Source organism: Zhengella sp., from assembly GCF_041397485.1.
Lineage (GTDB): Bacteria > Pseudomonadota > Alphaproteobacteria > Rhizobiales > Rhizobiaceae > Zhengella.
Genome location: NZ_JAWKWO010000003.1, coordinates 118,147 through 133,194, shown reverse-complemented (window position 1 = coordinate 133,194; position 15,048 = coordinate 118,147). Strand labels below are relative to the sequence as shown.

Annotated in this window: 13 protein-coding genes; 5 read left to right on the top strand and 8 right to left on the bottom strand. The window is 57.1% G+C overall.

What is annotated here, in order from left to right; translation table 11 throughout:
* Positions 1-4: 4 nt before the first annotated feature.
* The 5 genes from R3D65_RS10340 to R3D65_RS10320 all read right to left on the bottom strand — a co-directional run bounded on the left by R3D65_RS10340 (position 5) and on the right by R3D65_RS10320 (position 5,187).
* Positions 5-1,369 (bottom strand): glutamine synthetase family protein, encoded by a 1,365-nt coding sequence (locus R3D65_RS10340; RefSeq protein ID WP_371275141.1) that lies wholly within the window; start codon positions 1,367-1,369, stop codon positions 5-7.
* A 69-nt stretch (positions 1,370-1,438) separates the two neighbouring features.
* A complete protein-coding gene (locus R3D65_RS10335; RefSeq protein WP_371275140.1) occupies positions 1,439-2,473 on the bottom strand; it encodes a TRAP transporter substrate-binding protein in 1,035 nt (344 codons plus the stop codon).
* A 55-nt stretch (positions 2,474-2,528) separates the two neighbouring features.
* Complete coding sequence (locus tag R3D65_RS10330; RefSeq protein ID WP_371275560.1) at positions 2,529-3,854, bottom strand: TRAP transporter large permease subunit; 1,326 nt, start codon at positions 3,852-3,854, stop codon at positions 2,529-2,531.
* Positions 3,855-3,856: 2 nt separating this feature from the next.
* Positions 3,857-4,420 carry a TRAP transporter small permease subunit gene (locus tag R3D65_RS10325; protein ID WP_371275139.1) on the bottom strand — a complete coding sequence of 188 codons (564 nt, stop codon included), beginning with the start codon at positions 4,418-4,420 and terminating at the stop codon, positions 3,857-3,859.
* A complete protein-coding gene (locus tag R3D65_RS10320; protein ID WP_371275138.1) occupies positions 4,417-5,187 on the bottom strand; it encodes an N-formylglutamate amidohydrolase in 771 nt (256 codons plus the stop codon). The genes R3D65_RS10325 and R3D65_RS10320 overlap by 4 nt, the downstream gene beginning before the upstream one ends.
* A gap of 162 nt (positions 5,188-5,349) precedes the next feature.
* On the opposite strand from R3D65_RS10320, the gene R3D65_RS10315 reads away from it, so the two are divergent.
* The 5 genes from R3D65_RS10315 (at position 5,350) to R3D65_RS10295 (ending at position 9,320) form a co-directional block, all read left to right on the top strand.
* Positions 5,350-6,210, top strand: coding sequence for a MurR/RpiR family transcriptional regulator (locus R3D65_RS10315; protein WP_371275137.1), 861 nt, complete (start codon positions 5,350-5,352; stop codon positions 6,208-6,210).
* A gap of 211 nt (positions 6,211-6,421) precedes the next feature.
* Positions 6,422-7,354, top strand: a complete 933-nt coding sequence (locus R3D65_RS10310; RefSeq protein WP_371275136.1) for a cation diffusion facilitator family transporter — start codon at positions 6,422-6,424, stop codon at positions 7,352-7,354.
* A 241-nt stretch (positions 7,355-7,595) separates the two neighbouring features.
* Complete coding sequence (locus tag R3D65_RS10305; protein ID WP_371275135.1) at positions 7,596-7,967, top strand: hypothetical protein; 372 nt, start codon at positions 7,596-7,598, stop codon at positions 7,965-7,967.
* Positions 7,964-8,866, top strand: a complete 903-nt coding sequence (locus R3D65_RS10300) for a cation diffusion facilitator family transporter (RefSeq protein ID WP_371275134.1) — start codon at positions 7,964-7,966, stop codon at positions 8,864-8,866. The genes R3D65_RS10305 and R3D65_RS10300 overlap by 4 nt, the downstream gene beginning before the upstream one ends.
* A 10-nt stretch (positions 8,867-8,876) precedes the next feature.
* A complete protein-coding gene (locus tag R3D65_RS10295) occupies positions 8,877-9,320 on the top strand; it encodes an ion channel (protein ID WP_371275133.1) in 444 nt (147 codons plus the stop codon).
* 23 nt (positions 9,321-9,343) lie between these two features.
* Here R3D65_RS10295 and R3D65_RS10290 read toward each other — a convergent pair whose 3' ends face one another.
* From R3D65_RS10290 to R3D65_RS10280, 3 genes are read right to left on the bottom strand one after another with little or no spacing between them, the layout of a single operon-like run.
* A complete protein-coding gene (locus tag R3D65_RS10290; protein ID WP_371275132.1) occupies positions 9,344-10,420 on the bottom strand; it encodes a DUF4214 domain-containing protein in 1,077 nt (358 codons plus the stop codon).
* A 16-nt stretch (positions 10,421-10,436) separates the two neighbouring features.
* Complete coding sequence (locus R3D65_RS10285; RefSeq protein ID WP_371275131.1) at positions 10,437-14,150, bottom strand: Ig-like domain-containing protein; 3,714 nt, start codon at positions 14,148-14,150, stop codon at positions 10,437-10,439.
* Complete coding sequence (locus R3D65_RS10280) at positions 14,056-14,952, bottom strand: hypothetical protein (RefSeq protein ID WP_371275130.1); 897 nt, start codon at positions 14,950-14,952, stop codon at positions 14,056-14,058. The genes R3D65_RS10285 and R3D65_RS10280 overlap by 95 nt, the downstream gene beginning before the upstream one ends.
* Positions 14,953-15,048: the final 96 nt, after the last annotated feature.

Here is a 15,048-nt window from a genome sequence, read left to right as displayed (position 1 = left end):
TGCTTCAGGCCCTTTCAAATCCCCTGGCAATTTCCCAATCCGTCACCACGGCGTCGAAGGCTTCCTGTTCGACTTCCGCGGCACGGCAATAGTGGTCCACGACCTGGTCGCCCATCGTCCTGCGCAGCATGGCCGAGCCCCGCAGGGCTTCCGTCGCATCGCGCAGCGTGTGCGGAATCGAGGGCACATGCTCCATGGCGTAGACATCGCCGGTCACCGGTCCGTCAAGGGAAAGCCCTTCCTCGATGCCCGAGAGGCCGGCGGCAAGCTGGGCGGCGCAGGCAAGGTAGGGATTGATGTCGGAGCCGGGAATACGGCATTCGATGCGCACACCCTTCGTGCCGTCGCCGACGAGCCGGTAGCCCGCCGTGCGGTTGTCGATGCTCCAGGCGATCTTTGTCGGCGCGAAGGTGCCCGGCAGGAACCGCTTGTAGCTGTTGATATAGGGCGCCAGGAAGACCGTCATCTCGGCAGAATATTTCAGCAATCCCGCCACATAGGCCTTCATGGTCGCGGACATGGACAGTTCCGCGTCCGGATCATGGAAGGCAGGCCCGTCCGGGCCCGCCAGCGACTGGTGGATATGCGCCGCGCTGCCGACGCGGTTGTGGTGCCACTTGGAGACGAAGGTGGCCGAATGCCCCTTCTGCATGGCGATTTCCTTCACCGCCTGCTTGGCGATCGTGTGGTGGTCGGCGGCAAGCAGGGCATCGGCATAGCGGATGTTGAGTTCTTCCTGACCGGCCTCGGCCTCGCCCTTGGAATTCTCGACCGGAACGCCGGCGGCCACCAGCATGTTGCGCACCGGGCGCATCACGTGCTCGTCCTTGGTGGAAAGCTGGATGGCATAATCGGCATTGTAGCCGGCAAGCGGCGCGAGATCGCGGAAGCCGGACTTGCGGACCTCGTCGAAGCTCTTCTCGAACAGGAAGAACTCCAGTTCGGTCGCCATCATGGGCGTGAAGCCCATGCGCGCCGCGCGCTCGACCTGTGTCTTGAGGATCTGGCGGGGCGAATGGGGCACCGGTTCATGGGTGTGGTGGTCGATCAGGTCGCAGATCACCATGGCGGTGCCTTCGAGCCATGGCAGCGGCCGCAGGGTCGCCAGATCCGGCTTCATGACGTAGTCGCCATAGCCCTTTTCCCACGAGGTCGAGGCATAGCCGTCCGGCGTGGCCATTTCGATATCGGTCGCCAGAAGGTAGTTGCAGCAATGGGTTTCCTCATGGCCGCTCTCGATGAAGTTCGAGACATGAAAGCGCTTGCCCATGAGGCGGCCCTGCATGTCGACCATGCAGACCAGAACGGTGTCGATCGAACCGTCCGACGCCCGATTCTTCAGTTCCTCGAAACTCAACGTTCCTGCCATGCAGATGTCTCCCCCGATTGAAAAAGGACCGGGCGCAAGACGCGCCCGGGCCGGTGATCAGATCCGGTGTCAGGTGTAGCGATAGGGACGGCCGGCCTTCTGCATGTCGGAATTGTACTTGCGGAAGATCTCGACGATCTTCGCCTTGGTTTCCGATTCCGCGGCGATCTCGTCCCAGAACTTGACGGCGGCCTCTTCCACCGTCGCCCATTCGGCATCCGGGATCGAGGTCAGCTGCATCTTGGTCCCGTTGACGCGCAGGTTTGCCTCGCCACCCCAGTACCACCACTGGCGATAGTAGTGGCTCTGTTCCATGCACACCATCAGCAGCGCCTTCAGGTCTTCCGGCAGTTCGTTCCAGCGCTCCATGTTGGCGAAGAAATGGCCGATCCAGGCGCCCGAGATGTTGTTGGTCAGGAAGTAGTTGGTCACGTCCGCCCAGCCGACGGTGTAGTCCTCCGTGATGCCCGACCAGGCGATGCCGTCCAGTTCGCCGGTCTGCACGGCCACCTCGATGTCCTCCCAGGGCAAGGTGACGGGCACCACGCCGAACTGCGCCAGGAAGCGGCCGGCCGTGGGGAAGGTGAAGACCCGCTTGCCCTTGAGATCCGCAAGCGAATTGATCGGATCCTTGGTGGCGAAGTGGCACGGATCCCAGGAACCTGCCGAGATGTGCTTGACGCCGACTTTGGCATATTCGGCGTCCCAGATTTCCTTCAGGCCATACTGGTTGAACAGCACGGGCACATCGAGCGAGTAGCGCGATCCGAAGGGGAAATAGCCGCCGAACACGGTGACTTCCGTCGGCGAGGCCATGGAATCGTCGTCCGACTGCACCGCGTCGATGGTTCCGCGCTGCATCGCCTGGAACAGTTCGCCCGTCGGCACGAGCTGGTCGGCGGTGAACAGTTCGATCTGCATCCGGTCGCCGGCGATCTTGTTGAAGGTGTCGATTGCCGGCTTGACGACGTGCTCGGCAAGCGCCGGGCCGGCATAGGTCTGCATGCGCCATTTGATGGTCGATTGCGCAAGCGACGGCGTTGCGAGTGCCGCGGCCGGTGCCGCAATCGCCGCGCCTTTGATGAACGAACGTCTCGTGGTCATGATGGTTTCTCCTTTTCATTCACTCGACAGTTACAGTTGCGCTTCTTGGCGGCGTTTAACTTGCGTAGACGAGATGCGGCAGCCACAGGGCGATCCGCGGGAAGATCATGATCAGGGCCAGCGCGGCCGCCATCACGGCGACGAACGGCACGATGGAGCGGTAGATGTCGCGCAGGTTGATCTCCGGCGGCGCCATGGCCCGCATCAGGAACAGGTTGTATCCGAAGGGCGGGGTCATGTAGGCGATCTGGGTGGTGATGGTATACAGTACGCCGTACCAGACGAGATCGAAGCCCAGCACACCGACCAGCGGAATGTAAAGCGGCGCGACGATCACCAGCATGGCCGTGTCGTCGAGGAACGTCCCCATCAGGATGAAACTCAACTGCATCAGGATGAGGATCATCCAGGGCGACAGGCCGAGCTTCTCGGTGAACAGGCTCTCGATGGCCTTGACCGCGCCCAGCCCGTCGAACACCGCGCCGAAGGCAAGCGCGGCCAGGATGATCCACATGAACATGCAGGTGATGCCGAGCGTATTGCGGACAGAGGTCTCGAACACCCGCCAGGTCATGCGCCCCTTGAGAACGGCGGCGGCAAAGGCGACGATGGCGCCGATCGCGGAGCTTTCCACCAGTGAGGTCCAGCCAGAGACGAAGGGGATCATCATCGCGAAGAAAATCGCCAGCGGCAGCAGGCCAGCCAGCAGCAGGCGGTATTTCTCCCGCTTCGGAATGTCGCGGTCCGCCGCCGGAAGCACCGGGCCGAGCTTCGGGTTCAGCCGGCAGCGGATCGCGATGTAGAGGACGAACATGCCAGCCATCATCAGGCCGGGGATCATGCCGGCGAGCCATAGCTGGCCGACCGGCTGGCGCGCGATCATGGCATAGAGAACCAGCACCACGGAGGGCGGCACGAGAATGCCGAGCGACGAGCCGGCCTGGATCACGCCGGTCACCATGCGCTTGTCATAGCCGCGCCGCAGCAATTCCGGCAGGGCGATGGTGGCGCCGATGGCCATGCCAGCGACCGAAAGCCCGTTCATCGCCGAGATCAGCACCATCAGGCCGATCGTGCCGATGGCAAGGCCACCGCGCAAGCCGCCCATCCACACATGGAACATGCGATAGAGGTCGTCGGCGATGCGGCTCTCCGACAGGATATAGCCCATGAAGACGAACATCGGCACGGTCAGCAGCGGATACCAGCGCATCAGCTTGATCGACTGCGAGAACGCAATGTCGAACCCGCCCCTGTCGCCCCACAGTGCCAGCGCGGCGATCACCGCCACGAAGCCGATGGCCCCGAACACGCGCTGGCCGGTGAACAGCAGCACCATCATTGAGGCGAACATGAAAAGCGCGATCATCTCGTAGGACATCATCAGGCCTCTTCGCCGCGCAGGACGAGAATGTCCTTGGCCAGTTCGGACAGCGCCTGCAGCAGCATGAGCAGCAGGCCGGCGCACATGACGGCCTTGATGGGCCAGAGATAGGGCCGCCAGATGGTGCGGCTGCGTTCCAGCGTTCCGATGTCCTCGCTACCGGTGAACAGTCCGGCAAAGAAGCTGAACGGATCGCTGCCGAAATAGCCCAGCGAATAGGCCGTGGAGCTGATCCCGCCCCACAGCATGACCGCAAGGTAGGTGAGGAGGCACAGCACGGTGACCATGTCGACGGCGGCTTTGCGCTTCGCCGACCAGTTCTCGTAGAAGAGGTCCATGCGCACATGCGACCCCATCTGCACGGCATAGGGTCCGCCCAGGAAGAAATAGGCGATCATGGCGAACTGCGCGACTTCCAGCGTCCACAGCGAGGGCTGGTCGCCGAACTTGGAAATCGTCGACCACATCAGCACGGCCATCATCACGAAGATGCCATACATGACGACCCGCCCGACCCGGTGGTTGATGGCATCCGCGAAGGAAATGGTTCGCAGGAAGTTCATGCGCGCAGGTCTCCGGTCTTGCCGCCATCCAGCAGGGCGCGTGCGTGTTCGATCCAGCCGGCCAGCGTCCGGGCCATTGCCTCGCATTGCTCCGGCGTGGCGGCGAGATCGTTGCGCACCTCGATCATGACATTGGGATAGCCGTTCGCCAGCCCGTGTTCGCGCAGGGTATGGGTGACGCCATCGGCAGGCCCGTAGGGCTCGTTGCGCCGGATGTCGTATCCTGAAGCGATAGCGAGAACCGCGTCGGCAAGGCGTGGGTCCTGATCGTGAAGGATGCCGATCTCCACCGCGCGCCGTTCGCCGAAATAGACCGGCGTGAATGTGTGGATGGTGACGAGGACCGGCGCCGGCGTCCGCGACTGGAGCGTCCGTTGCAGCAGGGACCTGAACGGCAGGTAGAACTCCCGCGCGCGCGCTGCCCGCTCGAATTCCCGCAATCCCCTGTTCCCCGGAATTTCAAAGCGCTCGCTTTTCTCCGGAATGGCATCGGCCGCCTCGGGCGGCCGGTTGCAGTCATAGACCAGTCTCGAAAATCTGCTTCGTACGAGGACGGCGTCAAGAATGCCTGCCATGGATCGCGCGATCGCGTCCGCGCCCGGATCCCACGCCACATGGCTGGTGACCGTCTCGTCGGAAACGCCAAGCCGCCCGAAGCGCGGCGGAATGGCATTGCTGGCATGTTCGCAGACGAGAACCACCGCGCTGGAACCGCCGGGGTTCACCACTTCCGCAACTGCGTCCGTATCGTCTTCGACTGACACCACCCTGCGGCCCCCCATTCAGGCCTGAAGTGTTCATCAACGCCCGGTTCGGTGTCAATCGTCTGCTGAAAATTTTTCTTCAGACCCGGACATGGTGTATGATATTTGAGCACCGTGACGAAAAAGGCCGCACCAGCGGCCGCAGGCAAGGCGGGAGACCCGGATTTGGGAGCCAGGACCATCCAGGAACTGCTGAAGGAACGGGCGCAGGCGCTCACCAGTTCGGAATTGCAACTGAGCCATGTCATCCTGAAGAACTACCCGGTTTCCGGGCTTGGCACGATCACCGCCCTCGCCCAGACGGCCGGCGTCTCCACCCCGACCGTGGCGCGGCTGGTCCAGAAGCTCGGCTTTCAGGGCTATCCCCAGTTTCAGCAGGCGTTGCGCGAGGAACTGGACCAGAAGATTTCGAGCCCGCTGACAAAGCGGCAAAACTGGGTGGATGACGCGCCCGATGCGCATATCGTGAACCGCTTCACCAAGGCCGTGATCGACAATATCGGAGAATCCCTGGCCGGGATCGACATGAAGGACTTCGACGAGGCATGCAGGCTGCTTTCCGACCGGAAACGCAAGGTCTTCATCGTTGGCGGACGCATTACCCGCACCATGGCCGACTATTTCTTCCTGCATTTGCAGGTACTGCGCGAAAGGGTGACACTGATCACCTCGAATTCCAACGCCTGGCCGCACTACCTGCTTGATCTGGAGGAAGGCGATGTCGTGGTGATCTTCGACATACGCCGCTACGAGAATTCGACACTGCGCCTTGCCGAGGCAGCGGCGGAACGCAAGGCCCGGATCGTCCTGCTGACCGACCAGTGGTCGTCGCCGATCGCCCAGATCGCCGGCATCACATTCAGCAATCACATCGCGGTTCCCTCCTCCTGGGATTCCGGCGTGGTGATCATGCTGTTGTGTGAAATCATCCTGGCCGATGTTCAGGAAAGGGGGTGGCCGGAAGCCAGGCAGCGGCTGGAAGCGCTTGAAGAGATGTTCGACCGCACGCGCCTGTTCCGGAAATGAACCTTCCGGCTGTCACGTTTTCCCGATATCATGCCTTTTGCGTTTCACGCCTTCTCAAGGCTGGACATGGCCTGCGGGATGACCAGCGCGATTTTGGCGAAGACCACGATCAGCACCTGTCGCACAATGCGTCGTGGTTTCCGAACCGACAGGAACATTCAGGGTGGCAATCGGTTCCCTAGACGCCTTTGCCTGAACCCCGGAGGGAAAAGTGGCCGCGCAAGGCGGATCGAGATTGGTCATTTACGCCGCCCTGACCGGCAACGCCCTGATCGCTGCGACAAAGTTTGCCGCAGCGTTTTTTACCGGCAGTTCAGCCATGCTGAGCGAAGGGGTCCATTCGGTTGTCGATACCGGCAATCAACTCCTGATGCTGCATGGATTGCGGAAATCCGCGCAGCCGCCGGATGAAGCCCACCCTCTGGGATACGGCCGGGAGGTCTATTTCTGGAGCTTCATCGTAGCGCTTCTGGTTTTCGCTGTCGGGGCGGGCGTCTCGTTCTATGAAGGCATCGTTCATATCAGCCACCCGGTTCCGGCCGAAAATATCGGTGTGAACTACATCGTCATAGGCCTGTCGATGATCTTCGAAGGCGTGGCCTGGTTCTTTGCCTTGCGGCATTTCCGGCGGGAAAAAGGCCGGCACGGCTATATAGCTGCTGTCCGGCGCAGCAAGGATCCAACGGTCTTTACAGTCCTTTTTGAAGATTCCGCAGCCCTTCTCGGGCTTTTGATCGCATTCACGGCGATCTCGGCAGCCCATCTTCTCGAGATGCCCGTCCTGGATGGGGTCGGCTCCATCGGCATCGGCATGGTTCTGGCCGCAACTGCCATCTTTCTTGCCATCGAGAGCAAGGGGCTTCTCATCGGCGAGCAGGCATTGCCGTCCGTCAGACGTCGCATACGCGAAATCGCAGATGCGGATCGTGACGTCGTGGGCGTGGTTGAAGTGCTGACTGTCCAACTCGGACCAGAGGATATCGTGGCCGCCATCGATGTGGAGTTCGCCGATAACCTGGCTACGCCGGAACTCGAAACCTGCGTTGCGCGGATCGAAGCGAGTATTCGCGAGCATGTCCCGGACGTTTCCTCGGTCTTCGTCCGGCCAAGGTCACCGAAAACAGGGACGGCGGGAACGTCCTGACCCCATCCGGAAGCTCGAACAGCAATCGTGCGAATGGCGGTAGCAGCCATCGTGGCATTCTTCATGCCCTTGTCTGGCAGCGCCAAGCAACAGGAAAGAGAGCCGGAACCTGCCTCGTTTTTCGCCGTTGAACGGCTGAAGTCGAGAAAGAACGGGACGTTTTCTCATGGCAATACGATCACGCGCATCACTTGTCGGCCTGCTCGTGTCTTTCCTCGCAGTGTCTGGCTGCAACTATCCCATGGATGCCGAAGGCACCACGCGTACTGTCGTTGAAACAGGAATACTGCGTTCAGGTCTGGTTGCCGGTTCGGATCAGGGTGCGGGCGCGCGCCACGCCATCGAGGCGCTGGCCCGGGATATCGAAGCCCAACCATCGCTCACGAAAGGAACTGCGGAAAACCTGATGCGGAAGCTCGAGCATGGCGAACTCGATATCGTCGTCGGGGATTTTGCCGGCAATTCACCATGGTCAAAGCGCGTGATCCTGACCTCGTCGCCCATGGCCGGGGATCCACGCAAGGACATGCCGGTCCTTCGCGGCGCACTGCGACAAGGGGAAAACCGCTGGTACATGTTCGTTGAAAGATCATTCGCAAGTGCCCGCTCATGAGCCGGACTCCTGAAAAGATACGCCCTGACCTCGAATATGCGATCAGGCTGGAATGGTGGACGATAGGCTGGCAATTGTCGATCATCGGGATCATGGCGGTTGTGCTCGGATCGAGCCAGGCCATGAAATCGGCATGGGTGGAGGATACGCTCGGGCTCGTCCCCGCCATCGTCTTCCTCGTATCGGTCCATTACGAGCGCAAGCAGCCGACGAAATACTTCCCCTTCGGGTTTGACCGCGTCAACAGCCTGGCGTTCCTCATCTCGGCTACGGCGCTGGTTGGCATGGGCCTCTATCTCGTCTACGACTCCGGCTCGAAACTGTTCGCCGCAGAGCATCCGACAATCGGGCCGGTCGAAATTCTCGGCACCCCGATATGGCTCGGCTGGTTGATGATCGCGGTTCTCGTCTATTCCGTCATTCCGCCCATCATCATCGGGCGGATCAAGCAGCCGGTTGCCAGAAAGCTCTCGGACAAGGTGCTGTATACCGACGCGCTCATGCAGAAGGCGGACTGGATGACCGGCATGGCCGCGGTGGTCGGGATAGCCGGTGTCGGCTTTGGCCTGTGGTGGGCGGATTCAGCGGCTGCCCTGCTCATCGCGCTGGACATCGTACATGATGGATACAATGCGCTGAAAATCGCGACCGCCGAACTCCTCGATGGCGAACCCCGGATGCTGGGTAAAGCCGGAATTGATCCCGAAGCCGTGCAACTGCATGCCCGCCTGCATGAACGGTTTCCCGGAGCCGATGTCCGGCTTCGTGAAGCCGGACGCTATATCTTTGCCGAAATAGAAGGCGCACCGCCGCCCGCCAGCGAAGTCGATCTGGAGAAATTGTGGCCCGGCGACCCTGATCGATCCTGGCGCCTTGCATTCGTTTCGTTCAGTCGCTGAGGAGGAAACGGTGGACTATTCCGTGTCGTTGCTCGCTGCTTGCGTACTCGCCTTCGCCCTGACGGGTATCGCCGTATTCGGTCACTACAAGATCCTTGGCGTTACGACACGGGCACTGCAACGGCGACCGGAAGACAGTTTTGCACGGGTCATTCTTGGCATGGGCGGCGTTCTCCTGGCTCACCTGACCACGGTCCTTCTCTACGCGCTGGTCTACTGGATTGCCGGTCCGGCCCTCGGCGGCATTCATGGCAAGACCGAAGGTACCGCGCTCGATGCCTTCTACCTGTCCCTGATGAGTTTCACGACGCTCGGCGTCGGCGATGTCTACCCGCATGGCGGGTTGCGAATCCTTTCAGGCATCGAGGCATTGAACGGCTTCGTGCTGATCGGCTGGTCAGCTTCGTTCACCTACGTCGTGATGAAGAATTCCTGGTCGAAGTCGCAGACGTGAGTCCGACAACCGCAGCCCCCGCGTCACACCACCCAGACGCCGTCATCGAGATTGGCGATGTTGTTGGAGATGTTCTCCTGGCTCTGGGTGAAGGCGATCAGGATGTCCTCGCGGCTCAGGCCCGCCTCCATGCCGCCGACCCAGAAGTCATAGCCTTCCTGGTCGGGCAGGCGGAACAGCACATTCTGATACATCGCGTCGATATATTCGAAATTGGTCGGATTGGCGCCGTAGAGGCCCTGGAACTCGTCCGACCCGATGAACTCCGAGGCCACATATTGCTGCTTGCCAAGCTCGGTGAAGCCTTGATTGTCGAGCGCGTCGAGCACGCCGATCCAGAACCGCACCCCGCCCTCGTCGGGCGTGCGGCCGAACGAGGCCTGGTAGATGCGGTAGCCGAAGCCCAGGTTGTCCGAGCCGATGTCATAGACATAGTCGCCGTCCAGCAGGTCGATGCGCTCGATGGAAATCAGCGTGTCAGTGGAGCCGTCCGGCTTGTTCACGGTAACGGTTCCGTCAACCAAAAGGTCCTGCGTGATTTCGGACCTGTTCAGGGTGTAGACTGCCCTATCGGTGCCGGGCCCTCCGTCGAGCGTGTCGTTGCCCGCGCTCCAGTTGAGCCGGTCATCTTCTTCCAGCGCGAACATTTCGTCATCATTGGGTGTACCGATGAGATTGTCCGGTTCGGGCGTGCCCATGATCAGGCCGACACTGACCACATCGATGTTGAACGTCTCCTGATAGGCCGGGCCGGTGGCATCACTGGCCTGGATGGTGACCAGGTAGTTGCTCTGCGTGTTGTATTCGATGTCGGCATTCGCGCTCACCTTCAACTGGTTGCCGTCGATGATGAAATTGCCATCGGCGCCGGAGACGATCGCGAAGCTGACATTGGGCTCGACCACGTTTTCCAATGCCTCAAGGTGGCGACCACCGAGCCAGCGGCGGCATCCTCGCACCGACCCGCCAGCGACCATTTCGATATCCGAAACCGGCATGTTCGTCACCTGAATGACGAAGTCTTCCTCGTAGGCTGGGCCGGTGGCATCGGTGGCGGCGATGCGCACCGTGTGGCTGGTCGCCGCCTCGTAGTCGATCACAGCGCCGGGCGCAGTTTCAGCGTGTTGCCATCGAGCACGAAAGGCCGTTCGCGTCGTCCATGAGCGTGAAGGTGGCGGACGGTTCGACCGGGTTTTCGGAAGCCTCGAACGTGGCGACCACGGTGCCGCCGGCGGCGTTTTCCTCCACCGTGCCGCCCGAGGCGAGCGCGATATCCGAAACCGGCATGTTGGCGACCTGGATGGTGAAGTCTTCCTCGTAGGCCGGGCCGGTGGCGTCGCTGGCGGCGATGCGCACGGTGTGGCTGGTCGCGGTCTCGTAGTCGATGACAGCGCCCGGTGCGACTTTCAGCGTATTGCCATCGAGCAGGAACAGGCTGTTCGCATCATCGACGAGGGCGAAGGTTGCGGCGGCTCCACCAAGTGCGGAGAACGCGGCGACAGTTTCACCTGCAGACGCATTCTCCGCGATCTGGCCGCCACTTGAGAGCTGGATATCGATATTGGCTCCCTCACCGATGTTAACCGTCACGGCTTGGCTCGCCCGGCCTCCATAAATGGATTCAACCTCGTAGATAAACGCATCTGCGCCTTCAAAGCCCGCTTCTGGTGTGTAGATGAACGAGCCGTCTTGGTTGAGGTCTAACGTTCCATGTTCTGGCGCTAAGGCGACGGTCAGAGAAACGATATCGCCGGCTGAAATCCCGTCATTCGCTAGCAGACCACTTTGTGCGTCTACGTCGAGTGTCTGGTCCATTGCTACTGAATAACTGTCAGCCTGAAGGTCTGGCGTAGCGGCCTGCAACGCGAAGACATCGTTTGTTTGCTGGAGGCTTTGCTGATTCACCCCGACCAGCGTCAACCGGCTTTCAGCATCCTCCGGGTCGAAGCGAACGACCAGATCATTGCCGATTTGCTCGGTGGTAATGTCCGCCAGGCTCATCGCGTCACCGAGATAGAACAGTTGGTCAATGCCGAGTTCAAAATCCTCGATACGATCTTCACCGAACCCGAATGAAAAAGCGAAGACATCTTCGCCTTGGCCACCAATCAGGATGTCATCGCCGCGATGGCCGGCAAGCACGTCATTGCCGCCCTCACCAGAAAGTGTGTCGTCACCATCTCCACCACGAAGCTCATTGTCGGCGCTATCTCCGGTGATCTCATCGTCACCAGAACCACCGGTAACATTCTCGATGCCAACAAGCGTATCGTTGTCGATTTCCGGGCCTGATGCCGTACCGAGCGTGAGGTTAACCGTGACACCCAAAGAGGTACTGGAATAGATGACGGTATCCGTGCCCTCTCCACCGTCATAGAAGTCGTTTCCAGCGCCCGAACCACCGATCAAGGTATCATTGCCACCCTCTCCGTAGACATGGTCATCACCGCCATTCCCGGATATGGAATCGTTGCCCTCGCCGCCATAGATCGTATCGTCATCCTCACTGCCGCCGATAATGTCGGTCGTTCCGGAGGAAAATTTCGTGATCGTGGATTGAGTTACTCCAGCAGATGCCGCGCTCTCTATCAAGTTGCTGTTTGCAACTAGGCTGGCAGCGTACTCCATATTGTCATCTACAAGGATTTCGATATCAAAAAGCGTTTTCGTCCAGCCGGTTAAAAGCCCAAACAACCGGCTTGACGTCACTTCCAACAGGTTTCCCTGCAACTTTCCAACAAGATCATCGCCAAATCGACCGAAGAAAAAGACCTTGTCAGTCCCTTCCGCACCATCAATGAGATCATCGCCACGTCCGGGAACGATCTCATCGTTGTCGGCGCCGGCGAGAAAGATTTCGCTATCAAAGCCCAGGAGCGACGAGATGACTTCGCTATCGTGAACAAGCCTATCTTCACCCGCGCCACCAAGAACGATGTTGACGTATTCAGGCATAGGTTTGCCAACAGTCGCGATCAATGCATCGATGCGGTCGCTGAAGGCAATGAGTTTCCTAGCAGTGTTAATATAGATTTCTGAATCGTGTTCTTTACCAAAGCCTTCAGACCATCCCGAACCTTCCAGAGCGATCCGGTACTTTGGACCTGCAGCGTGGTCGTAGTCGGTAAATGCGAGATTCGGAAGGTTTAGTCCCTCAAGCACACGATCTCGGACATTCGTTGGCAGCAAGTCAAAGCCCAAAGGGCTCCTATCGCCAAACAGAAACGGAACATGGAAAACTAGGTCTTGGCTGTGACCTATCGTGGTAATTCGCTCGTCATCATGATTAATTGCGGCTCCGGGTGAGGCAATCGCATAGCCTTTGAAACGATCCCCACCATGATCCGCCATGAAATACTGGACCATCGCGGCACCTAGGCTGTGACCGGTTATGATCACGTCCGCATCAGGGTTGCTCGATAGCCATTCATCAACCTTTTCTATAAGCGGCGCAAACTTATCATAATGGGTCTGAAAATCGGGGTAGTTCGAGAAATCGCCTGGTTTTTCGTCAGTGCCGCGGAAATCAATGACGAGCGTATCTCTATCTTGATACTGACCAAAGTAGATGTGCGCTACAGCTGTATTCAAAAGGCCATCTGCCTCGTAAATGCCATCTATGAAATGATACTTTACTCCGTCCTGCTCTCCGAAAGGGTCAAGGCCGAGTTCGATGGAATGAAGTGGCCACCAGTTCCATAGTGCGCCAGCGTCATTCGTATCAACATAAGCATACGCCGCCAGTCTTGCGGCATCTATTAATACGTCTCCATCTTCAAACACATCAGCCACCGGCAGACCGCCAGTGAAATCGGCGAACTCGATATCGAAAAGGTTGAGCGTTTCGTTCCCATTGTTCAGATCAACGATGACGGTAGGCCCACCGTCCGTTTTGGGATCACTAATTTTGTAATCACTTGGTTTTCCGTTGATGTTGACGACGTCTCTATCGTCAGCTCTGACCGCTGTTTCGCCTCCAAAAAAGTTTGAAAATCCGCCACTTGTGGCGTGAGCAGTCTTAAATGCCGCATTGAATGTGTCGTTGAAAGGATCGTTGTAACGTTCTGCCCATGAGACGACCTGGCCGGTCACATAAGCCAGTGCGTCATCGATCTTCGGCGTAAATCCGAATAGATCGTTGTTCCCTGCAGACGCGAAAAACTTATCACTCCCTCCACCGCCGAATGCAATATCATCTCCTTCACCCGGGTCGATATCGTCAGACTCCGAGTCTGTGTTTACACTATCTCCGCCAAAAATAAGGTCGTGGCCAGCTCCACCTATGAGGGTTGATACAGAAAATGGTGACGACACGATTAAGTCGTTTCCATCTCCACCATCCAGAGTTTCCCTCCAATTCGAAAAAGGTACAGACGTCGAATCTGGTATGTCATCGAATATGGAACGCAACCCAAACCTTGACGATACATCATAATAACCAGACGCGTATTCTCCTGCAATATTCGTCCTTATATTATCAAATTGAAAGTTATCTGAAATAGATTTGGCGAAACCTAATACGACATCATCGAAATCACTCCCCGTAATATTTTCTACCAGTTCTGAACCATAAACCTTTGAATTGTTTTGCGAAAATATATAACTATTGATTGCATCAAAAAATACGTCACCGACATAAACAATATCTATAAATGTACGTTCATTATTTTCCTTCAAAACAATTTGCAAGGATTCGCCGTATTCGTCCGCTATAATATAAACAAATTCCGAATTCTTAATCTCCAAAATATCGGGTATATTCGACGCACTTGTATTTATTGATTGCAACCACGTCAACGCCGCCCCCCATATCAATATTTGTTTTTTCATCAATATTTAAAACAAAAAGGATATCGTCTCCATCCGCGAAATTAATCGATTCGATATCTGTCAACTTCAAACTATCAAAAGAATCTATATTGTAAGCTACCGTATTGTCATATCCGGTAAAATAAAGCTCGTCTATTTGTTCACTAAATTGAATATTAGATGTAATAAAAGGAACTTCATAATCAACTGGATTGAATTGCGAAAAAATATCGTCTACAGAAATATAAATCGGTAAAAATTGTAATTCTATATCTTGGTATTCCATACCAAAATATGCATTCTCGACAAGAAAGTTGGACAATGTAATTGAAAGGTCGGAAATGAAATCGGCAACATCATTCTGATAGCTGGCAATGCTACTACTTATGCTAGATTCCAACGAATCCCATGATAAAAATACCGTTCCTCCTTGTGGAAGATATGCCTCGATCGTGGGTACGTCCATGTGCTCAAGCCAGTCCAAATTTGTATTAATATTTAGACTGAAAAATAAAGAGTTCAAATAGGCATCATTAAAGAATACATTTCTTGTAAAATCGTCCAATAATTCGTTAGGAAAACTCGCTATCGTTCTCATGTATTCGAAATCATAAGAGACTGGGGGCTCACTGCCTGAACCTTGTACAAAATATGTTGTTTTAGAAAAAAATTGTTCTGTTTTAAAAAATTTTAGTTCCGAATACCAGTGCATAACAACACCGGAAATCGGTATGAACCACTCTTCACCATTAAGAATTCCTTCGATGGAAGTATCAGAGTATATGTTGTTTATTGGTCCATCGTGGAAAATAACCTTACCCATTGGACGGCTCCCTCCAGATAATTTTCGCAAGTCTATTGCAAGGGGAAAGAAACTCAAAATCAGCCTAGTTCACACTGCCAATATTTCCCAATAAAG

Bases quoted from the DNA above. Each gene is read 5' to 3' on its own strand.
- R3D65_RS10340 (WP_371275141.1), bottom strand. From the start codon at position 1,369: ATGGCAGGAACGTTGAGTTTCGAGGAACTGAAGAATCGGGCGTCGGAC.
- R3D65_RS10335 (WP_371275140.1), bottom strand. From the start codon at position 2,473: ATGACCACGAGACGTTCGTTCATCAAAGGCGCGGCGATTGCGGCACCG.
- R3D65_RS10330 (WP_371275560.1), bottom strand. From the start codon at position 3,854: ATGTCCTACGAGATGATCGCGCTTTTCATGTTCGCCTCAATGATGGTG.
- R3D65_RS10325 (WP_371275139.1), bottom strand. From the start codon at position 4,420: ATGAACTTCCTGCGAACCATTTCCTTCGCGGATGCCATCAACCACCGG.
- R3D65_RS10305 (WP_371275135.1), top strand. From the start codon at position 7,596: ATGGATGCCGAAGGCACCACGCGTACTGTCGTTGAAACAGGAATACTG.
- R3D65_RS10300 (WP_371275134.1), top strand. From the start codon at position 7,964: ATGAGCCGGACTCCTGAAAAGATACGCCCTGACCTCGAATATGCGATC.
- R3D65_RS10285 (WP_371275131.1), bottom strand. From the start codon at position 14,150: ATGAAAAAACAAATATTGATATGGGGGGCGGCGTTGACGTGGTTGCAA.
- R3D65_RS10280 (WP_371275130.1), bottom strand. From the start codon at position 14,952: ATGGGTAAGGTTATTTTCCACGATGGACCAATAAACAACATATACTCT.